Genomic DNA, 20,484 nt, shown 5'->3' on the forward strand with positions numbered 1-20,484 from the left:
CAGCCTGATGCATCAGTCACTCACGGAGCGGTGGAACCGCATATCCCTCAGGTCCAAGATCACCGGCGTGACCGTTCTCATGCTCACGCTCGGTCTCTTGGTCTCCGGGATCGGCACGATGGCCATGCTCCGGCAGTACGTGATCCAGCAGGTTGACGCGCAGCTGCAGGCGGATGCCCAGACGACGTCGGTCGCGTACACCGCGAACGCCCTCGGGCAGAACACCGGCACCGTCGTACCGTCCGATTACTACGTCGCCCTGTACGACGAGAACGGTGATCTCCGGTACCAGTCCTGGACCGACGTTCCCGCGCGGGAGCTCCCGCAGATCACCATGCCGCTCGACCTGCAGTCGGTCAACGCGCTCAACGGCCAGACCATGCGCCTGCAGGACGCCTCGCATGACACCGAGTTCCTTGCGGTCGCGGTGCCGCTGGTCACGAACGTCCACGGCACATACGGCACGCTCGTCATGGCGGTCTCGCTCAAGACGGCCGAGAATACCGTCGGCACGTATCTCACGATCTTCCTGGGCTTCGGCCTGGGTGTCGTGCTCCTGGGCGGCCTGATCACCCGGTTGCTTGTGACGAGCACCTTCGCTCCCCTGCGGGAAGTGGAGCGCACGGCCGCGGCGATCGCCGACGGCGACTTCAGCCAGCGGCTCGGCGGGGCCACGCCCAATACCGAGGTCGGCCGGCTCAACCGTTCCCTCAACACCATGCTCAGCCGGATCGACCGGCTGTTCAAGGAACGGGCCCGCACGATCGACCAGATGCGTCGTTTCGTCGGCGATGCGAGCCACGAGCTCCGCACTCCCCTCGTCTCCGTCCGCGGCTACGCCGAGCTCTACCGGATGGGCGCCCTGCAGACGCCCGAAGAGGTCGCCCAGGCGATGGAACGCATCGAGAAGGAAGCGATCCGGATGGGTGGTCTCGTCGAAGACCTCCTCGAACTCGCCCGTCTCGACGAGACGAAGCCGCTCGCCCTCACTCCCGTCGACCTGCTCCCCCTCGCCCGCGATGCCGCCCTCGACGCGATGGCCTCCGCCCCCGGTCGCACCATCACGGTCGTCACGAAGGCTCCCGACACCGACGAGGAGCCCGTCGTTCCGCTGGCCTCCGCCATCGATCTCGCGCACTCGACCGGCGAGGTCCCGACCTCCACCCTCGTGACGGTCCCCGAACGCGTCGGCGAGGCCGTGGCCGTTCCGCACACCACCACCGTCTCCTTCGCCGGCGCGACCCTCGCGCGGTTGCGTACCCGCCGCCCCCGGAAAACGGATGCTGTCGCCACCCTCCCCGAGCCGGTGCCCGCCGAGGCGCAGACCACCGCCATCCCGGCCGTCGTCATGGCCGAGGAGAACAAGATCCGCCAGGTCATCACCAACCTGATGGGCAACGCCCTCCGGTTCAGTCCGCCCGACAGTCCCATCGAGCTCGAGGTCGCCGTCGACCGGCGGAACCAGCGCGCATCCGTCGCCGTGATCGACCACGGCGAGGGCATCCCGCCGCAGATCCGCGACAAGATCTTCCAGCGCTTCTGGCGCGCCGACACATCGCGCGCCCGGGAGACCGGCGGCAGTGGACTCGGACTGGCGATCGTGGCTTCGATCGTCGCGAGCCACAACGGCACCGTCCAGGTCGTCGAGACGCCGGGTGGCGGAGCGACCTTCCGGGTCTGGTTCCCGCTCGCCGAGTCCCCGAACGCTCCGCAGCGCCTCGCGATCACCCCGGCCCCGTAGCCCCGCCGCCGCCTCACCGGGCAGGGGTAGGGGCGAGTTGTGCACAGCGGGGCGTACTGGCCGGGCCGCGCTCGGCATCCGCCTTACGGTGACAGGACACCCCTCGAAAGGACTGCGGATGCCCCGGTACCAGGTAGACAGTGAACTCGTGCTCAGCACCACAACGACGGCCAGAGCGACCCTCGGTCGGATCCAGGCGGAGGTCGCCGCGCTGCTCGGTCAACTGACCGGGCTGGAGGGATCGTGGACCGGGCAGGCGGCGGCCGCGTTCCAGGCCGCGGTGACGGACTGGCGGGCGACCCAGCACCAGGTTGCGCAGAGCGCAGAAAGCCTCGGCCAGGCGCTCAATCAGGCCGGTCAGCAGTACGCCGAGATCGAGCAGGCGAACGCGCGGCTCTTCGCCCGGTAGTGGCGTGCAGCGGACGCGAAAACAGGGCGCCTCCCGGAGGAGACGCCCTGTTGGCGGTGAAGCGGTGAAGCGGTGAAGCGGTGAAGCGGTCTAGCTATCGAGCAGGGTGGACTTAGAAGTCCATTCCGCCGGACGGGTCGCCGACCGGAGCAGCGTTCTTCTCGGGCTTGTCGGCGACGACGGCCTCGGTGGTGAGGAACAGTCCGGCGATCGACGCGGCGTTGAGCAGCGCGGAGCGGGTGACCTTCACCGGGTCGTTGATGCCGGCGAGGAGCATGTCAACGTACTCACCGGTCGCGGCGTTGAGGCCCCAACCGATCGGCAGGTTGCGCACCTTGTCGGCGACGACGCCGGGCTCGAGGCCCGCGTTGAGGGCGATCTGCTTGAGCGGGGCGTCGATGGCGACCTTGACGATGTTCGCGCCGGTCGCCTCGTCTCCGACGAGCTCGAGCTTCTCGAATGCGGTCTTGCCGGCCTGGATGAGGGCGACGCCACCACCGGCGACGATGCCCTCTTCGACGGCTGCCTTCGCGTTGCGGACGGCGTCCTCGATGCGGTGCTTGCGCTCCTTGAGCTCAACCTCCGTCGCGGCGCCGGCCTTGATGACGGCAACGCCGCCGGCGAGCTTGGCGAGACGCTCCTGGAGCTTCTCACGGTCGTAGTCGCTGTCGGTGTTCTCGATCTCGTTGCGGATCTGCTGAACGCGACCGGCGATGGCTTCGGGGTCTCCGGCGCCTTCGACGATGGTGGTCTCGTCCTTGGTGATGACGATCTTGCGCGCGTTGCCGAGCAGGTCGAGGGTGACGTTCTCAAGCTTGAGGCCGACCTCCTCGGAGATGACCTGGCCACCGGTGAGGATGGCGATGTCCTGCAGCTGAGCCTTGCGACGGTCGCCGAAGCCGGGAGCCTTGACGGCAACGGACTTGAAGATGCCACGGATCTTGTTCACAACGAGCGTGGCCAGGGCCTCGCCGTCGACGTCCTCGGCGATGATGAGGAGCTGCTTGCCGGTCTGGATGACTTTGTCCACGATCGGGAGGAGGTCCTTGATGTTGGAGACCTTGGAGTTGACGATCAGGATGTAGGGGTCTTCGAAGACAGCTTCCTGACGGTCGGGGTCGGTCACGAAGTACGCGGACAGGAAGCCCTTGTCGAAACGCATGCCTTCGGTGAGCTCGAGCTCGGTGCCGAGGGTGTTGGACTCCTCGACGGTGACAACGCCTTCCTTGCCGACCTTGTCGATGGCTTCGGCGATGATCGCGCCGATTTCAGCATCGCCGGCAGAGATGGATGCGGTGGCCGCGATCTCTTCCTTGGTCTCGACCTCTTTGGCGTTCGCGATCAGCTCTGCGATAACCGCAGCGGTGGCCTTCTCGATGCCGCGCTTGAGGCTGATCGGGTCTGCACCGGCTGCGACGTTACGCAGGCCTTCGCGGACGAGCGCCTGGGCGAGGACGGTCGCGGTGGTCGTTCCGTCGCCGGCGACGTCATCGGTCTTCTTGGCGACCTCTTTGACGAGCTCCGCACCGATCTTCTCGTACGGGTCGTCGAGTTCGATTTCCTTGGCGATGGAAACACCGTCGTTGGTGATCGTGGGGGCGCCCCACTTCTTCTCCAATACGACGTTACGTCCGCGCGGGCCGAGGGTGACCTTGACAGTGTCAGCGAGGATGTTCAGGCCACGCTCAAGGCCACGACGGGCCTCTTCGTTGAAAGCAATGATCTTTGCCATATGTGTTTCTCGTCCCTCCCGGACGTTACCAAAACGGTGATGGGTTGGCACTCAAAAGGAGAGAGTGCCAAGTCGATTCTGGCACTCAGGGGTCGAGAGTGCAAGTGAGCGCCGGGAAGCGTCGGGAGGCTACGGGACGAGTTCGACGGAGCCGGTGCCGTTCGGCACGAGTTCGATCCAGGTATTGCCGGCGGCAAGGCGAATGGTGACCCCGTTGTCGTCGACCAACCGGATCGGGTCGGCCTGTCCGGCCTTCGACCAGGCGGCGTGCACGGTCTTGCCGCCGGCGGACACCCAGCCCTCTCCCGAGCCGATCATGACGGTTTTCGGCACCTCGCCGTAGGTGCCGTCGATGTCGACCCGGAGCACGAGCACGTTGGTCGCGGCCCGGCGGGCGCCGGCCGTATCGAGGTCGGGGGCGCCTTCCTGCGAACGCAGGTAGGCCTGTGAGGCCGCGTCCCAGCTCCAGCCGGGGTACCGCGCCGAGGAGAACCGTGCGTTGATCTGGGTGATCGGACTGCCGTCGGTCCCCGCGGTCGATGCCGCGATCGTGCCCGCGTACGCGAACTGCTGCACCGGCGGTGCGACGGACGCGTTCCGTCCGACGAGTTCGGCCGCCTTCAGCACGACGTTGTGCGGCGCATCCCGGTCGGCAACACGGGAGAACAGGCCGGTCGTGTCGTAGTCGAAGACCGAGTTGATGACGGGGGTGGCCTTCATCATGTCGACGAAGACCTGCTGTCCGCCGGAATACGCGACGATCCCGCCGAACGGCGTGATGATGTCGGGGTCCATCGGCCGGATCGACCGCACCGGGCCGATCGCGTCGGGGATGTCGGACTGCCAGACGCCGACGTAGCGGGTCAGCCCGCCCTCGACGAGTTCCTCGAAGACGATGTCCGCGCGCTCGAGGGCGATCTGGGGCCTGGCTGCCTCGTGGTTGTCGATCTTCACCGCCAGGGACGGGTTCGCGGTCTTCCCCGCGGGCACGATCGTGCCACGCAAAGGCGCGATCGCCAGCGGTGCCGGGGCGTCGACCGCAGCCGCGGAGGGTTCCACGGTCGCCGTCGGCGTCGCCGTCGGCGCCTCGCTTCCGGTGCACGCCGTCATCACGAGAAGAAGGCACGGAAAAAGCACGGCACCCACAAACCGTGCCGTGCTTCGCCCGTATCGTGTCTCAGTTCTTTTCGCTGTCACGCCCCACACACTAACGCGGCAAACTCGCGGATGCCGCGCGGCTCGGGGCTTTGCCCGAGATTGGTGCGCTCGACGTGGGTGCGCCCGGCCTTTTCAGGTCAGACGGGACGTACCGACTCGGCCTGTGGGCCCTTTGCTCCGGTTCCCAGTTCGAAGATGACGTGCTGTCCCTCTTCCAAAACCTTGTACCCGTGCATGTCGATGGCGGAATAGTGGACGAAGACGTCCTGTCCGCCGCCATCGACGGTGATGAAGCCGAAACCCTTTTCAGCGTTGAACCATTTGACGGTTCCGTTCGCCATGTGTAACTCCCCAGTGCTTTGATATTTTCGGCACCCGCCCGTTGGCCGTACCGGGCCTGGCGCATGTGACTGCGTCCATCTGATCCGACCGGTCGGATGCCCCGAGGGACAACCGGACGAACCCGATGAGCGACCTGAGACAAAGAGTACTGAAGCCGAGAAAGAAGAAAAGGGGGTTGACGAATAGCCCGGAATGGCGTTATAGAACCGCCGTCGAATCGCGGGTCAGGACGTCGGTGTGGTGCTGGGGACGAAGTCGGATCCGACGACGACCGTGAGGTCGGCCCCCGAGGTGGCGAAGTCGGTGGCGAGGAGCACCGTGGCTCCCGGCAACGATGCCGCGACCCCGCGCGCGGCACCCTCGAGGGTCGCGTCGGCGTAGTACACGGTCGTCTTGGTCACGTCTTCGGTGCTCGCGTTGCTGAGCGCGCCGACGGTCCACCCCGCTGCGGAGAGCAGGTCTCCTACGTCCTTGGCGATGCCCGTGCCCTTGGTCCCATTGAGCACGGTGACGGTGAGGCCCGGATCGACCGTCGCTACGGCCGCCGGGACGCCGGTCGCGGCATCCGTTGCCGCTGCCGTGTCGGTCGCCGAGCTGGAGGACAGGCCGGGGATCGCGATGTTCAGCTTGTTGTTGAGGGAGGCCATTCCGAAGACTCCGAGACCGATCAAGACGGCCGTGGCTCCGAGTGCCCACCAGAACGCGACCCAGTGGCGCCCCTTCTTACCGGGGGCGCGATGGGCGCCCACTCTGTCGAGGGAGTGCGGCAGGTGGTCGAAGCGGTCTTTCGGATAGGTGGGAGGCATTGTGGGGCTGAGTCGATCCTCTTGTTGCGGGCGAATGGGTGGAACGTCGGGGTCGGACATCCGGCTGCGTTTATGGGGCGGGGCTGGTTCGGTGCTCCGGAGCGCGTACCGTTCGGCGTTCCCGTGCCTGCGCGCGGGCCGCACGCATCCGCTGCAGGCGTTTCACCAGCATGGGATCGTGAGCCAGGGCAAGCGGGGAGTCGATCAAAACACCCAATAGTTGATAGTACCGGGCCGAGGACAGAGCAAACTCGGAGCGGATCGCCTGTTCTTTGGCACCGGCATGCGTGAACCAGCGCCGTTCGAAGCTCAGGATGCCGAGGTCCCGGTCGGTCAGGCCGCCCGGGGAGTCGGCGGGATCCGGGTCACGTGCGCCGTCCACCATCCACCTCTTCCACCGTCGTCGTCTGGTCGAATCCTATTTGGCGTCGGCTATGGATTCGCTGGGCCACGCGGGCCGCACCGTGGTCGTGCAGGAAAGTGCCGCGGCAGGCGGGTCAGTGTCCGGCGTCCGGTGTGAAAGTGCTGAACGGCCTCGGGATCCGGAATACGGCCCGACCCGGCTGAGTTTACGATTGCTGGGAGGGTCGCCGTGTTCGCTCAGCTGCGCCCTCGCCCGATGGGAAGGATGAACCATGGACTACGAAGTCACGAAGTCAGACGCTGAATGGGCCGCGGAACTCGGGCCGGAGAAGTTCGCCGTACTGCGGCAGGCCGCCACCGAGCGCGCCTGGACCGGGGAGCTGCTCGACGAGAGTCGCTCCGGCGTTTATACCTGTGGCGCCTGCCACGCCGAGCTCTTCAAGAGCGGCACGAAGTTCGACTCCGGCTGCGGCTGGCCGAGCTTCTACGAGTCGGTGCGCCCGGAGGCCGTCGAACTCATCGAGGACACGTCCCTCGGCGTCGTCCGCACCGAGGTTCGTTGCGCGAACTGCGGCTCCCACCTGGGGCACGTCTTCGACGACGGCTTCGGCACCCCGACCGGAGACCGCTACTGCATGAACTCCATCTCGCTCGAGTTCAAGCCGGTCGACTAGACGGTGTCCACGCCGCTCGAGGCGATCGGCGGGCGGCGTTCGCTGTCCGCCGTGACAGCGGATGCCCCCACGCACGAGGAGCTGCTCCCTCTCGTCGCCGCGTGCGCGCGGGTGGCCGACCACGGTGCCCTGCGACCCTGGCGCCTGATCGAGGTGCGCGGCGATTCCCGCTCGCGGCTCGGGGCGGCGTTCGCCGCTGCATCCGCCCGGCTCGCCGCGGAGGCCGGTGCGGAACCGCCGTCCGCTGCTGAGCTGGCCAAGCTCGCAGGCAAGCCGCTCCGGGCCTCCCTGCTGATCGCGGTGGTCGCGAGCCACCGGTTGAGCGACAAGGTCGAGGACTGGGAGCAGGACGTCACCGCGGCGGGGGTCGGGCACGCCCTGAGCCTGTTGCTGGCACACGCCGGCTGGGGCGTGATGTGGCGAACGGGCACGTTCACCCGCACCCCGGAGGTACACCGGATGCACGATCTCACGGACTCGGAAGTACTGCTCGGCTGGCTCTATGTCGGCGGAGTGCCCGCGGGCGCGAAGCCGGGCACCCGGCTCCCGATCGACCCCGCCGCCCACCTGACCGCGCTCTGACCGGCGCCCTGACCGGCGCCCTGACCGGCGCCCTGACCGGCGCCCTGACCGGCGCCCTGACCGCCCCTTTTTCGGTCTCTCATGCGCGACGCGCCAGTTGCGCCGTTTCGCGCCAGGCAGGCCTGGCGCGAAACGGCGCAACTGGTGCGCGTTGATCACGTGGCGGACCGGCGCCCGCAAGCTTCACCGTTTCTTCACCTCAGCGTCGGCGGAATGTCCCGGATCCGGCGAGCGCGGGTCGTATCCTCGTGGCGTGAGCGTAGAAATCAGCACACTCGTCCAGCCCGACTCCGTCTATCTCGGAGCACTCACCATCCTGAGGCCGGCCACGACCGGCCGGACGGCCGGGCCGGCCGCAGTCCTGACCGCGGTCGCTCCTGCGGCGGCACCTGCCCGGCGCCCGGACGCCGGTATTCCCGCGCCAACGGCGCTGGAACCACTCGTCGACGTCGTGCTCCGGCTTCTCTGGGTGCTCGTGGGCGTCTACGTCTGGGTGGTCCTGCTCGTCAAAGGACCGCCGTCGCGCTCCGCGAGCCGGGAGCTCGAACCGATCGTCTGGCCGCAGGCGGACTACCCCGCTGTGGGACTCCCGGCTGTGGGGCTGACGGGCGCAGGCCGCATCCACTGACCTGATCACCCGTGTCGTTCCCGCCCCGTGTCAGGTCGATTCGCCGCTCAACTCGCCGGCGTGCCCGGGGTGTATGACCAGGCCCTGACCTGGTCGACCAGGATGTGTCCGGCTGAGCCGGCCGGAACGGCGACACCGTCGAGGTTCGTCTCGGCCTGCAGCGTCCAGCGCATCGGCTTCGTGGGAACGCCGCTCGGAATCGCGGTGCGACCGATCAGCGCTCCGTCCCAGTAGTAGGCGACGGAACCCGGGGTCCACTCCGTCGTGGCGGTGTGCCAGCTCGCCGCATTCGTAGGGGTGTACGGCTTGGCCGGATCCCACGACATCCGTCCGGAACCGTACGAGCCGGCGATCGCCGAGGCCCCGTAGAACGTGGTGCCGCCGAGGTTGCCTTCCGGAAAGTCGATCTCGCCGTCGTTCCAGACGTCCGACGTCGGCCACATCAGGAACGCGATCTTGTATCCCGGGATGACATCGGTCCGGAAGCGGACGGAGTACCGGCCGTAGCTGGTGCCGCTGTAGCCGTTCGGGAGCGGTGCCGCGACGAGGTGGACGCCGTTCTCGGTGTGCAGGTAGATGTCGAGGGCGGAGTCGTGCACGGAGAGGACCTTGTCCGGCGCGTAGGTTCCCTGGCCCGACGTGTCCCGCAGGCCGGCGTAGCCGTTCCAGGCGGCGCCGTAGATGCGGCCGAACTGCCCCAGCGCTGCCGGTGTCGTGAAGTCCTGCGTGTACAGGGGCGTCCACCCGGCGGGATTCGTCGGGGTGGGGGTCGGCGTCGGTGTCGGGGCTGGCGCCGGGATCGGCGTCGGGGTCGGCGTCGGGGCGGGCGCCGGGATCGAGGCGGCCATCGTGATGGTGTCGACGTAGAACCCGTCCCCGGCGACGGCGTTTCGGGCCTGCAGCACGTAGACCTCGATCGTGTCGCCCGCCGCAGTCGCCGCCGCGGCCACCTGCAGTCGCTGGTAGGAAGCCGCGAGGGTGACCGGCGCGGACGTCGTCCATTTCACGCCGGTGCCCGCCGCCGTGTTTTCGCGCAGCACCAGCACGACCTGCTTCCCCACGGCAGAGGCGGATGCCGCGGCGACGGACGCCGTGGCGGCGTACGTGGCCGCCGCATCCGTCGAGGCCACAGTGGGGGTGCGGTCGTCGATGGAGTATGCCGAGCCGGATGCACGCATCACCCGTGCGACGTACGCGCCGCTCGGGGCGTTGCTCGCACAGACCCGGGACACGGTCGCTTGCCAGCCGGCCCAGGCGCCGACACCCGTCTCGAATGACTCACTCGCGATTGTCGTCGTTGCCGCCCGCGCCAAGGTTCCGGGTGAGAACACCACTCCCCCGGCTACCAGGGCGGCCAGGACCAGGATCAGCACGGACTTCGATCGGTGACGTGGTGGGGCCGACTGCCTCCGTTGGTCTCCAGCTGGGACGGAAAAGGACAGGGGTGTGGAGCTTTGGAACATGGGAACTTGGAACTCGGATCTCGGCCACACAATGCATACAAAATGCTTAAGAACCATGCACCGTGTGTACCGTCACGTCAGTGCGTTGTTACCTGAGTATTTCTCAGGACAACTGGATCCCTTGAGGCTACACCCGCGACACTGACCCGTGTCCAGCCAATTCTTGCCGCATCGCCCCGCGTGGATGATGGGAACTCCGCCCGCCCCCTACTCACAACCGGCCGGGTGCTGGCCGGGACCCGCCCGCATAAGCCGTCAATGGTGTCCAATATGCGCGTAAGCTCCCTGCCGATCGGCCCATCGGCAGCGGATCGCTTGGCCCGCAGCACCGAATCTGCGAGGCTGACGGAATGAGTGATGCATCGGACGCTGCGGCCAAGACCGATCTGAAGCGGTACCTCGTGTCGGGGCGGGAGGCCCTGATCTGGAAGCTCGACGGGCTCAGCGAGTACGACGTACGACGTCCGCTCGTTCCGACCGGCACCAACCTGCTCGGGCTGGTCAAGCACATGGCCGGCGTCGAGGCCGGATATCTCGGGCTCGTCTTCGGCCGGCCTTTCCCGGAACCGCTGCCGTGGACGGCGGACGGCCTCGAGTTCAACACGGACATGTGGGCGACGCCGGACCAGACCCGCGAGTCGCTCATCTCCCTCTACCGCCGGGTCGGGGCGCACTCGAGCGAGACAATCGAGGCGCTCAGCCTCGACACCATCGGCCGGGTTCCCTGGTGGACGGGCGATCGGAGCGCCGCGAGCCTGCACGAGATCCTCGTGCACCTGATCGCGGAGACGCACCGGCACGCCGGGCACGCCGACCTCGTCCGGGAGCTCATCGACGGGGAGGTCGGGCTCCGGCAGGGCAACGACAACCTGCCGCCGGCCGACCGCGGCTGGTGGGACGAGTACCGCGAACGCGTCGAGGCGGCCGCACGGGAAGCCGCGGAAGGCTGAGGGGACCGCCCGAGAACGCAAGGTCGGAGTTTTTCGTGACCCGGTGCATCCGCTGCCCGGATTCGCGGCGTGTCGCGAAAATCTCCGACTTTACGACCGAGCGGATGCAGCGAAGCCGTGCCAGAGCGGCTCAGCGCGAGATGACGGTGCCGCCGAGCGAGGCGATCGCCCGCAGAAGACGGGGGCCGGCGGCGAACCACGCCACGATCATCGCGGCGAGGGAGGCGGCGAAGATCCAGAATCCGGTCCAGCCGTCGTCGCTCTGCACGGCGTACATGTGATTGAGGTTGCGCAGCGCCCCGGTCGCGAAGACCAGGGTCACGTGCACGACGATGAAGATCAGGAAGGCGACCATCACGCCGACGTGTACCGCCTTGGTCGGGCGGAGCGGAACGAGTTCGCCGAGCCGACGCGATGTCCACAGCGGTGACAGGCGGATGCCGGTGGCCAGCGCGAGCGGAGCGGCCACGAACACGATGGTGAAGTAGCTCAGGGTCTGGAGGGCGTTGTAGTTCACCCAGCCGTCGGCGACCGGCCAGTCCAGCGAGACGTACTGGAGCGCGGCTGACGCGGCGTTGGGGATGATGTCCCAGCTCACGGGGACGATGCGCACCCACTGGCCGGTGGCAAAGAGCAGCACGTAGAAGATCAGGCCGTTGACAACCCAGAGCACGTCGACCGTGAGGTGGAGCCAGACGTTGATGCCCATGCGGGTGGGCGGTCGTTTCGTGCGGATGAGCCCGGTGTTGCGCCGGGTCCAGAACATGGTCGGCCGCCCGGCCGTGCGCACCTGCCAGCCCGAACGCACGATGAAGAGGAGGAAGAAGACGTTGAGCCCGTGCTGCCAGGCAAGCCAGGCCGGGAAACCAACGGGCGCCCCGGAGGGCAGGGGGGATGCTCCCGGGAATTCGGTCAGGAAGGACTGCGCGGCCGGCAGCGAGCGAACACCCTTGGCGGCGAGCACGGCGCCCGCGAGCAGGCCGATCGCGAGGATGATCGCCGCGGCGAGCCGGAACCAGGCGGTTCGACCGAAGCCGAACAACCCGGAGCGCTCTGCTGTCACCGGTCGCCCACTCGGGCGATCGCGTCGTGCGGCATGGGCGTGCATCCTTCTGGTCTGGCCGGTCTGGCACCGGACTGGCGGCATCCGTCGGCTTCGTGGCGCGTTTGAGCGCAACTATGCCATCATCGACCATTTCACGGGCGCCGTCTGCCCGCTCAGTCAAACTACGACATCTTCAGGGCGCCTCAGTGCACCCCTTTACTCGGGGCGGTTCAGTCTTCCGTCCAGCCAGAGCGTGTCGGAAGCGTCGCTGTGCGTAGTCCCGGTGCCGACATGCTTGGCGTCGATCTTCTCGTCGTTCTTGATCACGTGCACGAGCGCCATCGCGTGGCCGCGGCCCAGGTCGAAGTCCGCCTTCAGCCAGTCGACGATCACCCCTGCCTTCGTGGACGGGGCGTCGAACCCTTTCTCGTGGGCGAGGGTGATGAACTCGCGCGGCGTCAGTCCGGTCTTGTCCTCGATGTTGTCGAGGTACGCCTGGAACGACATCTCTGCTCCTTCATCGCTGGAATCCGGAATCCCGTCCGATCCAGTCCATCAAATCTCCTTCGCGCCCGGGTCGCAATTGATTCGACCGGATGCCTCCCACCTTCGCGGATTCTGGAGCCCGAATCCGCCCCCTCGGGGGCGAATCCCGGTCGTGTCGATCCCGCCCGGTGCGGTCAGTGTCCGCGAATTCTCCAGAGCAGCCAGAGCGCGACGACGGCATTCGGGACGATGAGGGCGAACACTGTCACGAGCACGGGGGCGCCCAGCAGGGCTTGCCCGTGGATGACGCCATGGCTTGCAACCGCCGCAAGGATGATGATTGCCACCGACGCCGACGGACCGGCCAGCGTCGCGACCAGCTTTTCCCACACGCGCCAGCTCTGAGACAGCCAGACCAGGAAAACGCCCACTACCCATCCAACGACTGGGACCAGAACCCCACCTACCGCGATAAGGACAACCGCAGCCAGCGCGAAGCCGCGGAATCGTGTCACGGAGCTGTGCGCCCTACCCCGGGACGCGGCATCCTCAGAGCCTGATCCTCGTTCTGCCGTTTCGTCGACCGACATCTCACTCCTCGTCCATGGTGAAGAGCTCTGCGGGTTGCGTCTGAAGGGCGTCGCAGATCAGGGTGAGGCTCGTGAAGCGCACGGCCTTGGCCCGGTTGTTCTTCAGGATGGACAGATTCGCGATCGTGATGCCCGTGCGGGCCGAGAGCTCGGTGAGCGTCATGCCGCGTTCAGCGAGCACGGCGTCGAGATGACAGCGGATGCGGTGCGCTGACGCACCGGAATCGGCCTCACCGTCGGTCGTGGGCATTTCCCTAGACGACACCATCGGCCTCCTCGACGAGTCGGGCACCGGCCCGGAAGGCGACGCCCAGGGCCAGGGCGATGATCCCACCGAGAAGGATCGGGATTGGCAACTGCGGCGCATTGGTGCTGATGATGGAGTAGTCCCCGCCCAGGAATGACACGATGTCCTCTCGAGGCATAGATCCGGCCGTCAAGAGACCGATGTGGAGACTCAGATAGAGGATGGCTCCGGTGTCAGCCAGCGATTGGAGGACGCCGCCGATCAGGAGGACGGCGGTCAACCAGCGCCACCGACGCAGGACCTGGCTGGAGAACGGCCTCCCCAGCGCAACGCGGTACAAGATCCCGATCAGGAGAATCGCGGCAGCCGTGACGGTGACGGCGTGCAGGACTATCGGTAAAGCAGCGAGCAAACGCAGGCCCAGATCCGCATCGGCAAGAGTCCCCTGGGTGCCCTCGCGCAGCTCCGCCTGGAGCAGCTGCGGCAAATGACTCAGCGGAAGCCGCCCGTCCGCGCCGCCCAGAGCAGCAAGCACCCGTCCTGTACTGATTGTGATCGCTCGCGGAATATCGTTCAGGAGCGTCAGAACGAGCACGATCATGATCGCGCCTTCGGCGAAGCGACCCGTTCGTGGAAGACGCACTGAGCGTGTGGACGAAGCCGGTGACGACTCAGACAGGTGCTTCATCGGATACCCCCGTATCGATAATCAACATTATTGATAAACGATACATCGAGGCCCGGGCCCGCGCAACGAAACCGCCCGCGAGCCCCGATAAGCTCCGCCGTCACTGGTCTTGGTCGCGCATCGAGCCGCGCACGGCGGTGCTACCCGTGCCATGGGTCCAGCGTCCGATCTCCCAGTATCCAGTTCACCGCGACGAAGAGTGCCACCACTCCGATGCCTGCTGTGGCCAGGAGGGCGACCTGACTCAGGAATCCGGTCGGAGTGCCGATGCAGCTGACGATGGCAGCCCCGCCGCCGATACTCACGAAAACCGCGGCGAGCAGGCGAGCGGCGACCAGGAGCGCACCGGGCCCGCCAGCGGGCAGTTGGCCGTACTTCTGGAGCATCCGTCTCAACATCAGATGAGCGGCTACCCAGCCGGCGTAGTTCGCGAGGGCGATTCCTGCTGCGATTCCGATCACAGTGAGTTCGGGCGGAAGGAGCAACGCCAACAGGGAGCCGATGGTCGAGATCCCGGCGATGACGAGTTGGGTGACGAAAGGTCCCCGGGCGTCTTGCAGCGCGAAGGAGGTGCGATTGAGCACGTAGGCCTGGCTGAAGCCGACGAGTCCGATCGCGAGAACCTGGAGCACATGCCCGATGATGGGACTGCCGAACAGCACCTGCGTGATCAGCGGGCCGAGCACGACGAAGACGGCCGTGGCGGCGATCGACACGTACGCGACCGGCTTCGTGGCCCGCTGTGAGAGCGCACCGATCTCGGTGAGGTCCTTCCGTGCGGCTGCCGCGCTCATCCGCGTGTAGAGAGCCGTCGTCACGGACACGGTGACGATCCCGTGGGGAACGAGCATCAGCAGGTACGCGATCGAGAGGGAGTTGAGACTGGGGCCGTCGATGCCCAGAACCTTGAGGGTCTTTCCTGCGTTACTGGCGACGTTGGACGTGACCAGGTAGGCGGCCTGGCCTGCGACGACCCCGAGGAAGGTCCAAGCCGCCAGCGTCGACATCTGCCCGAGGCCGGCGAAACCCCACCGAAATCGAACGCGAAAACCGATTCGCCGGAGTGGCACCAGGAGCAGGAGGGCCTGGATCGCGATGGCCAGAGTCGCGGACCCGCACAACACCGCGACCATTCCGGGAGTCCAGGTGTCCGCGTCCCCCCGCCCGGACGGCAGCAGAGCAAGGAACACCAGGATCCCGCCGATTCCCAGCAGATTGGAAATCGCGGGTGCCCACGCGGGGGCGCCGAAGACGCCACGCGCGTTCAAGATCTGCGACAGGACGGCAAAGGCGATCAAGAAGAAGATCTGCGGCAGGCACCAGTACGCCATCGACGTGGCCAGATCCCGCCACTCCGCGGACCAGCCCGTCGCGAAGATCCAGACGATCCCAGGAGCGCACAGCGTAAGGACGACGGTGGCCAGGGCGCCGCCCAGAAGCACCACCGTGAGGAGCCGATCGGTATTCTCCTGACCCGTCGGGCCGCCGTGCAGGTTTCGAACGATCTGGGGGACGAGTACCGCCCCCAGGACGCCGCCGGCGATCAGAGCGAACAGGTAGGTCGGCGCCGAGTTGGCGTTCTCGAAAGTCTGCCCGCCCACAGCAGCGCTCGTCCCACCGATCGCAGCCACGAGCAGGATCGCCCTGAGGAACCCCAAGCCCCGGGAGACAAGTGTGGCCGCCATCATCGACCCGATGGCGCTACGCGCGCTCACCCGCGTTCCGAACCGGTCGAACAAAGTCGGCTGGCCGACACGAAATCCCCCATTGGCCTACGCTCCCACAGCATCCGGCCATATGACGCGAATCAGGACGAAATATATCGCCCGGTCAGGGAAGATTCCGGGCCGGACCCTGCTCGCCTGCGTCCAGCTCCGTATGGGCGGCCACGTCCGCGGCATCGTCAGCCGGAGCGCGCGTGGACGCCGCCGGGTCCAGCAGCACTACGCCATTCCAGTACTGCTCGATGTCCGCGATTTCCCGTTCGAGTGCGTCACCGCGACGGTACATGCGCAACGGTGTCGAAATGACATGATGCGCTGCGATCTCTGAGCAGCCCAGCAGGCGACGCACACGGTCCGCGGCATCTTCATCACTCGACGCGGCAACGACCTCCCGGGCAACGTCCTCGATGCGGTTCCGAGCCGCGAGCAGCGCTCTCAGCCGCTCCAACCGATCACGCTCCCGCGCGCGCTCCTCTGCATTCATGCCAGCCAGCGTATCCACCCCAGTGGCGCGCTGCGGTCACCGCGGCCCTCCGAGTGGCGCGCGCTGTTGCTCGAGTCCTACGCGCCGTACCCGACAGTTGAGCACTTTGTGGAAATTGCGCCGTGAACTGGGGAATGATTCCTCGACGTTTACCCCTTGGTCAATGTCACACACGCAGGTATCGTGCGAGCGTGCGCTGGTTCTTGAGACTCTCACTGCCCCTTGGGATAGGCGTTTTCTTCATGATGTCCGGAATCTTCGCTTTGGCCCTGTCAACGCCGGGACTGCGAATCCTTGGCGCAACGGTCGGCTTCGGCGTAGCACTGTGGGCGATCCTTGCCGCCGTCGCGCGTTGCCTGACGTTTCGGCGAGACGCACGTCCAGCCACAATCCAGCGCCACTGAATCGGCGTCGGTCCCAGTGTTTTCAAGGGGTGTGGGGCCGGCCACGGGACTTGAACCCGTAACCCCCACTTTACAAGAGTGGTGCGCTACCAATTGCGCCAGGCCGGCATGAGGCGGATTCCCGCCTCGGTCCCCCATCCTAAATGACGAACGGGGTCTGCGGGGCCAGACCGGCAGCATCCGCCGACCGGGACCGGTCAGGAACGAACTGCTGCGGACCGGCCGGGGTCAGCCCGCGGGTATCGGCGTGGGCGTCGGAGTCGGTGTCGACGTCGAGTAGGTCTCGCCTGCGGACTGCAACACGAATGCGGCGAACTCCTTCGGGTCGTCCAGCGCACCCGAGTACTGCTTGCCGTTCACGAGCACGGTCGGTGTGCCCGTCACCGCTTCGACGGTGGTGTTCGGCAGCGGCCCGGACAACGCCCGGTTGGTCGCCGCGACGACCCAGGCCTTGTACTTCACGTCGGTGATGCAGGCGTCGATCTCGGCAACGGATGCCGACACTCCCGAGCTCGTCACGAGCCCCATGATGGCGGCGTCGTCGAGGCCTGCTGTGCCTTCCTTGGGCTGGTTGGCGAACAGTGCGGCGTTGAAGGCGAAGAAGTCGTTCGGGGAATAGTTGGCGACGCACGCGGCCGCATTCGCCGAGCGGAGCGAGTACTGGGTTCCAGCTGACTTGCTGGTCAGGATAGAAATCGGGTGAATCTCGACGGTTGCGGCACCCGCGGTGACCCACTTCACGATCTGGTCACTGTTGGTGGTCTCGAACTGGCCGCAGAAGGGGCAGAGGTAGTCGACGTACACGCGGATGTCGGCGACGGTTCCGGTCGCGTCCGGAGTGGACGGCACGGCGTCGGCGCCGGCCTTGAGCGCGGTGGTCTCGGCTATCTTCATGCCCTCGCCGATGAGGATGCCGTCGCTGGCCATGTTCGCGGGGCCGGGGCCCGCCGGGCGGATGGAATTCATGACGACGAGCGCGATGACCGCAACGATCGCGAGTACGACCACCAGGATGCCGCCCTGAAGGAGGAACCGGTTGCGCCGGTTCTTCTTCTTCTGCTCGACACGCAGCTGGGTAGCCTTCGTGCGGACCGCGTCGCGTCGCTTATTTCGGGAAGGTCGACTCTCGCCAGATCCGCCAATTGTCATGAATGCTCGCTTCGGGTAGGTCTACGTACCGACATTTCCTAAATAAATGCCCTCCAGATAATAGGACTCCAGTCTGGGAAATGACCAGACAGGGGCGGTCTTGTGAAGCATCCGCTCGACAAAAGCGCCGCAGACCCCCTGTTCGGGCGTGTCATACTGGAACAGTCGGCTCCTGCCATGATGCGCAGGCCGACAGTAAATCCCATCACAACGGATCGTCCGGCACGTACCTGCCGGTGAAGGAGAATACCAATAATGGCTTCAGTCACCTTTGACAAAGCAACTCGCCTGTACCCGGGTTCCACCCGCCCCGCCGTCGATCACCTCGACCTGTCGGTTGCCGATGGTGAGTTCCTCGTCCTCGTCGGTCCGTCCGGCTGTGGAAAGTCCACCTCCCTGCGCATGCTCGCCGGCCTCGAAGAGGTCAACGACGGCAACATCTTCATCGGTGAGCGCAACGTGACGGATGTTCCCCCGAAGGACCGCGACATCGCGATGGTCTTCCAGAACTACGCTCTGTACCCGCACATGACTGTTGCCGAGAACATGGGCTTCGCGCTCAAGATCGCCGGCGTCAACAAGGACGAGCGCGCCGCCCGCGTTCTCGAGGCAGCCAAGCTGCTCGACCTCGAGCCCTACCTGAGCCGTAAGCCGAAGGCCCTCTCGGGTGGCCAGCGTCAGCGCGTCGCCATGGGCCGTGCCATCGTGCGTCAGCCCCAGGTGTTCCTCATGGACGAGCCGCTGTCGAACCTTGACGCCAAGCTCCGCGTCCAGACCCGTACCCAGATCGCGTCGCTGCAGCGCCGCCTCGGCGTCACGACGGTCTACGTCACCCACGACCAGACGGAAGCCCTCACCATGGGTGACCGCATCGCGGTGCTCAAGGATGGCGTGCTCCAGCAGGTCGGCACCCCCCGCGACCTGTACGCCAAGCCGAACAACGTCTTCGTCGCCGGCTTCATCGGCAGCCCGGCCATGAACCTCTTCCTCGCGGACACCGTCGAGGGTGGCATCAAGTTCGGCACCGCGACGATCCCCGTCGCCCGCGAGATCATCGCCGGCGCGACCGGCCCGAAGGTCACCATCGGTGTCCGCCCCGAGGACATCCACCTCTCGACCACGCACGGCGAGGGCCTCGAGGTGAGCGTCGACCTGGTCGAAGAGCTCGGCGCCGACGGTTACCTCTACGGTCACTCCACGGTCGAGGGCAAGCGCACCGACATCGTCGCCCGCGTCGACGGCCGTTCACACCCGAACGCCGGAGAGACGGTCTACCTGACGCCGACCGCGCACCACCTGCACGTCTTCGACGCCGAGAGCGGCCTCCGCCTCGGTGGCGCCGTCGCCGACTAGTCGACACAGCTGCACACGAACGGCCGGGCGGATTCATTCCGCCCGGCCGTTCTGCGTTCCGGCGTCCCGGGATAGCCCCTGTCCGCGGGGCATCCGGGCACCGGCCGCCAACCCGCACCGGTAGGCTCAATCCATGAGCGGTTCTGTCAATATCACCTCGGCCACGGCCGACCCGGCCCTCCTCGACCTACCCTGGCACCTGCCGCTGGATGCCTGGCCGAACGAGAACATCGCGGCCCTTCCGAAGGGCCTTTCCCGTCACCTCGTGCGCTTCGCCCACCTGAGCGGTCGCGTCGTCGCGATCAAGGAAACCACGAGCGAAATGGCCAAGCGCGAGTACGAGATGCTCCGCACCCTGCAGGGACTCGAGATCCCCTGCGTCGAGCCGCTCGCCGTGATCACGAACCGCACCAACGAGGACGGCGAGCCGCTGAACTCGGTGCTCGTCACCCGGCACCTCAAGTTCTCACTGCCCTACCGCGCCCTCTACTCGCAGACCCTCCGTCCGACGACGGCGACCCGCCTCGTCGACGCCCTCGCCCTGCTGCTCGTCCGCGTACACATGGCCGGCCTGTTCTGGGGCGACGTCTCGCTCTCGAACACGCTGTTCCGTCGCGACGCAGGCGCCTTCGCCGCGTACCTCGTCGATGCGGAGACCGGGCAGCTCTACCCGGGCGGCCTGTCCAAGGGCCAGCGCGAGAACGACCTCGAAATCGCCAGGGTCAACATCGCCGGCGAGCTGATGGACCTCGAGGCCGGCGGCCGTGCCGCAGACGAGCTCGACCCGATCCGGGTCAGCAACGGCATCGTGAACGCCTACCGGCTGCTCTGGACCGAGCTGACCGGCTCCGAATCGTTCGCGAGCTCGGAGCGCTGGCGCATCACCGAGCGGGTCGAGCGTCTGAACGATCTCGGCTTCGATATCGAGGAACTCGCCATCAAGACGGATGCGACCGGCTCGACCGTGCGCATCCAGCCCAAGGTCGTGGACGCGGGCCACCACCAGCGCCGCCTGCTGCGCCTGACCGGCCTCGACGCCGAGGAGAACCAAGCCCGGCGACTGCTCAATGACCTCGACGCCTACCGCCTCGCGTACGGCGACCCGGCGAGCGACGAGGAAGCCCTCGCCCACGAGTGGGTCGTCCGGGTCTTCGAACCGGTGATCCGCGCGATTCCCCGTGACCTCAAGGGCAAGCTCGAGCCGGCAGAGGTATTCCACCAGCTGCTCGACCACCGCTGGTACATGGCCCAGAACCAGTCCAGGGACATTCCGCTCGCCGAAGCGGTCACGTCCTACGTGCAGGATGTCCTGCGTCACCGCCGCGACGAGGCGACCGTGATCGAACCCGCGACCGGGTCCATCACGATCCCGATCGACGTCACGAACGACGACGTCGCCGCGGCCGCCGGCGACACGAGCGCCGACGACGCCCAGGACTGGCGCCTCAAGGTCTAGTCGACCGCTC

The 20,484-nt window shown here is 66.8% G+C and carries 22 protein-coding genes and 1 tRNA gene; 8 read left to right on the forward strand and 15 right to left on the reverse strand.

Annotation, left to right across the window (positions count from 1 at the left end; translation table 11 throughout):
* The first annotated feature begins 7 nt into the window (after nucleotides 1-7).
* Together E3O44_RS07035 and E3O44_RS07040 are read left to right on the forward strand one after the other, a co-directional pair.
* Nucleotides 8-1,741: a sensor histidine kinase gene (locus E3O44_RS07035; protein ID WP_134533907.1), complete on the forward strand. Its 1,734-nt coding sequence runs from the start codon at nucleotides 8-10 to the stop codon at nucleotides 1,739-1,741.
* Nucleotides 1,742-1,859: 118 nt separating this feature from the next.
* On the forward strand, nucleotides 1,860-2,150 hold the full coding sequence (locus E3O44_RS07040; protein ID WP_134533909.1) for a WXG100 family type VII secretion target: 291 nt from the start codon (nucleotides 1,860-1,862) through the stop codon (nucleotides 2,148-2,150).
* Nucleotides 2,151-2,262: 112 nt separating this feature from the next.
* Here E3O44_RS07040 and groL read toward each other — a convergent pair whose 3' ends face one another.
* The 5 genes from groL to E3O44_RS07065 all read right to left on the reverse strand — a co-directional run bounded on the left by groL (nucleotide 2,263) and on the right by E3O44_RS07065 (nucleotide 6,573).
* Nucleotides 2,263-3,882: a chaperonin GroEL gene (gene groL / locus E3O44_RS07045; RefSeq protein ID WP_134450050.1), complete on the reverse strand. Its 1,620-nt coding sequence runs from the start codon at nucleotides 3,880-3,882 to the stop codon at nucleotides 2,263-2,265.
* A 129-nt stretch (nucleotides 3,883-4,011) separates the two neighbouring features.
* On the reverse strand, nucleotides 4,012-5,019 hold the full coding sequence (locus E3O44_RS07050; RefSeq protein ID WP_166792578.1) for a DUF3048 domain-containing protein: 1,008 nt from the start codon (nucleotides 5,017-5,019) through the stop codon (nucleotides 4,012-4,014).
* 158 nt (nucleotides 5,020-5,177) lie between these two features.
* Nucleotides 5,178-5,381, reverse strand: coding sequence for a cold-shock protein (locus E3O44_RS07055; RefSeq protein WP_134362230.1), 204 nt, complete (start codon nucleotides 5,379-5,381; stop codon nucleotides 5,178-5,180).
* Between the two features lie 225 nt (nucleotides 5,382-5,606).
* Nucleotides 5,607-6,188 carry a LytR C-terminal domain-containing protein gene (locus tag E3O44_RS07060; RefSeq protein ID WP_134533912.1) on the reverse strand — a complete coding sequence of 194 codons (582 nt, stop codon included), beginning with the start codon at nucleotides 6,186-6,188 and terminating at the stop codon, nucleotides 5,607-5,609.
* Between the two features lie 70 nt (nucleotides 6,189-6,258).
* Entirely contained in the window at nucleotides 6,259-6,573 is a 315-nt protein-coding gene (locus E3O44_RS07065; protein WP_134533914.1) for a DUF3263 domain-containing protein, read from the reverse strand.
* Nucleotides 6,574-6,823: 250 nt separating this feature from the next.
* Between E3O44_RS07065 and msrB the strand changes: the two genes are divergently transcribed.
* From msrB to E3O44_RS07085, 3 genes are all read left to right on the forward strand, one after another.
* Entirely contained in the window at nucleotides 6,824-7,225 is a 402-nt protein-coding gene (gene msrB / locus E3O44_RS07070; protein WP_134533916.1) for a peptide-methionine (R)-S-oxide reductase MsrB, read from the forward strand.
* Nucleotides 7,226-7,228: 3 nt separating this feature from the next.
* Nucleotides 7,229-7,807: a nitroreductase family protein gene (locus E3O44_RS07075; RefSeq protein ID WP_134533918.1), complete on the forward strand. Its 579-nt coding sequence runs from the start codon at nucleotides 7,229-7,231 to the stop codon at nucleotides 7,805-7,807.
* Between the two features lie 253 nt (nucleotides 7,808-8,060).
* Nucleotides 8,061-8,435 (forward strand): hypothetical protein, encoded by a 375-nt coding sequence (locus tag E3O44_RS07085; RefSeq protein WP_134533919.1) that lies wholly within the window; start codon nucleotides 8,061-8,063, stop codon nucleotides 8,433-8,435.
* Nucleotides 8,436-8,482: 47 nt separating this feature from the next.
* On the opposite strand, the gene E3O44_RS07090 is transcribed toward E3O44_RS07085, so the two are convergent.
* On the reverse strand, nucleotides 8,483-9,808 hold the full coding sequence (locus E3O44_RS07090; RefSeq protein ID WP_134533921.1) for a glycoside hydrolase family 16 protein: 1,326 nt from the start codon (nucleotides 9,806-9,808) through the stop codon (nucleotides 8,483-8,485).
* A gap of 440 nt (nucleotides 9,809-10,248) precedes the next feature.
* Between E3O44_RS07090 and E3O44_RS07095 the strand changes: the two genes are divergently transcribed.
* Nucleotides 10,249-10,848, forward strand: coding sequence for a DinB family protein (locus E3O44_RS07095; RefSeq protein ID WP_134533923.1), 600 nt, complete (start codon nucleotides 10,249-10,251; stop codon nucleotides 10,846-10,848).
* A 130-nt stretch (nucleotides 10,849-10,978) separates the two neighbouring features.
* Here the strand turns inward: E3O44_RS07095 and E3O44_RS07100 are convergent, their stop codons facing one another.
* The 9 genes from E3O44_RS07100 to E3O44_RS07140 all read right to left on the reverse strand — a co-directional run bounded on the left by E3O44_RS07100 (nucleotide 10,979) and on the right by E3O44_RS07140 (nucleotide 17,665).
* Complete coding sequence (locus E3O44_RS07100; RefSeq protein ID WP_241976130.1) at nucleotides 10,979-11,911, reverse strand: cytochrome b/b6 domain-containing protein; 933 nt, start codon at nucleotides 11,909-11,911, stop codon at nucleotides 10,979-10,981.
* Nucleotides 11,912-12,109: 198 nt separating this feature from the next.
* Nucleotides 12,110-12,400, reverse strand: a complete 291-nt coding sequence (locus E3O44_RS07105; protein ID WP_134533925.1) for a DUF4287 domain-containing protein — start codon at nucleotides 12,398-12,400, stop codon at nucleotides 12,110-12,112.
* A 173-nt stretch (nucleotides 12,401-12,573) separates the two neighbouring features.
* A complete protein-coding gene (locus tag E3O44_RS07110; RefSeq protein ID WP_134533927.1) occupies nucleotides 12,574-12,810 on the reverse strand; it encodes a hypothetical protein in 237 nt (78 codons plus the stop codon).
* 160 nt (nucleotides 12,811-12,970) lie between these two features.
* Nucleotides 12,971-13,219: a helix-turn-helix domain-containing protein gene (locus E3O44_RS07115; protein ID WP_134533929.1), complete on the reverse strand. Its 249-nt coding sequence runs from the start codon at nucleotides 13,217-13,219 to the stop codon at nucleotides 12,971-12,973.
* 4 nt (nucleotides 13,220-13,223) lie between these two features.
* Nucleotides 13,224-13,817, reverse strand: a complete 594-nt coding sequence (locus E3O44_RS07120) for a hypothetical protein (RefSeq protein ID WP_134533931.1) — start codon at nucleotides 13,815-13,817, stop codon at nucleotides 13,224-13,226.
* Between the two features lie 227 nt (nucleotides 13,818-14,044).
* Nucleotides 14,045-15,619 (reverse strand): murein biosynthesis integral membrane protein MurJ, encoded by a 1,575-nt coding sequence (murJ, locus tag E3O44_RS07125; protein WP_134533933.1) that lies wholly within the window; start codon nucleotides 15,617-15,619, stop codon nucleotides 14,045-14,047.
* A gap of 115 nt (nucleotides 15,620-15,734) precedes the next feature.
* Nucleotides 15,735-16,112, reverse strand: a complete 378-nt coding sequence (locus tag E3O44_RS07130) for a hypothetical protein (RefSeq protein WP_134533935.1) — start codon at nucleotides 16,110-16,112, stop codon at nucleotides 15,735-15,737.
* Between the two features lie 436 nt (nucleotides 16,113-16,548).
* A tRNA-Thr gene (locus E3O44_RS07135) sits at nucleotides 16,549-16,624 on the reverse strand.
* A 120-nt stretch (nucleotides 16,625-16,744) separates the two neighbouring features.
* On the reverse strand, nucleotides 16,745-17,665 hold the full coding sequence (locus tag E3O44_RS07140) for a DsbA family protein (RefSeq protein WP_134533937.1): 921 nt from the start codon (nucleotides 17,663-17,665) through the stop codon (nucleotides 16,745-16,747).
* A 255-nt stretch (nucleotides 17,666-17,920) separates the two neighbouring features.
* Between E3O44_RS07140 and E3O44_RS07145 the strand changes: the two genes are divergently transcribed.
* The gene (locus E3O44_RS07145; RefSeq protein ID WP_134450030.1) at nucleotides 17,921-19,018 is read left to right on the forward strand and encodes an ABC transporter ATP-binding protein; all 1,098 of its coding nucleotides are present in this window, start codon (nucleotides 17,921-17,923) and stop codon (nucleotides 19,016-19,018) included.
* A 133-nt stretch (nucleotides 19,019-19,151) separates the two neighbouring features.
* The gene (locus tag E3O44_RS07150; protein ID WP_134533939.1) at nucleotides 19,152-20,474 is read left to right on the forward strand and encodes a DUF4032 domain-containing protein; all 1,323 of its coding nucleotides are present in this window, start codon (nucleotides 19,152-19,154) and stop codon (nucleotides 20,472-20,474) included.
* Nucleotides 20,475-20,484: the final 10 nt, after the last annotated feature.

This window comes from Cryobacterium algoricola, assembly GCF_004402485.1.
Classification (GTDB): Bacteria; Actinomycetota; Actinomycetes; order Actinomycetales; family Microbacteriaceae; genus Cryobacterium; species Cryobacterium algoricola.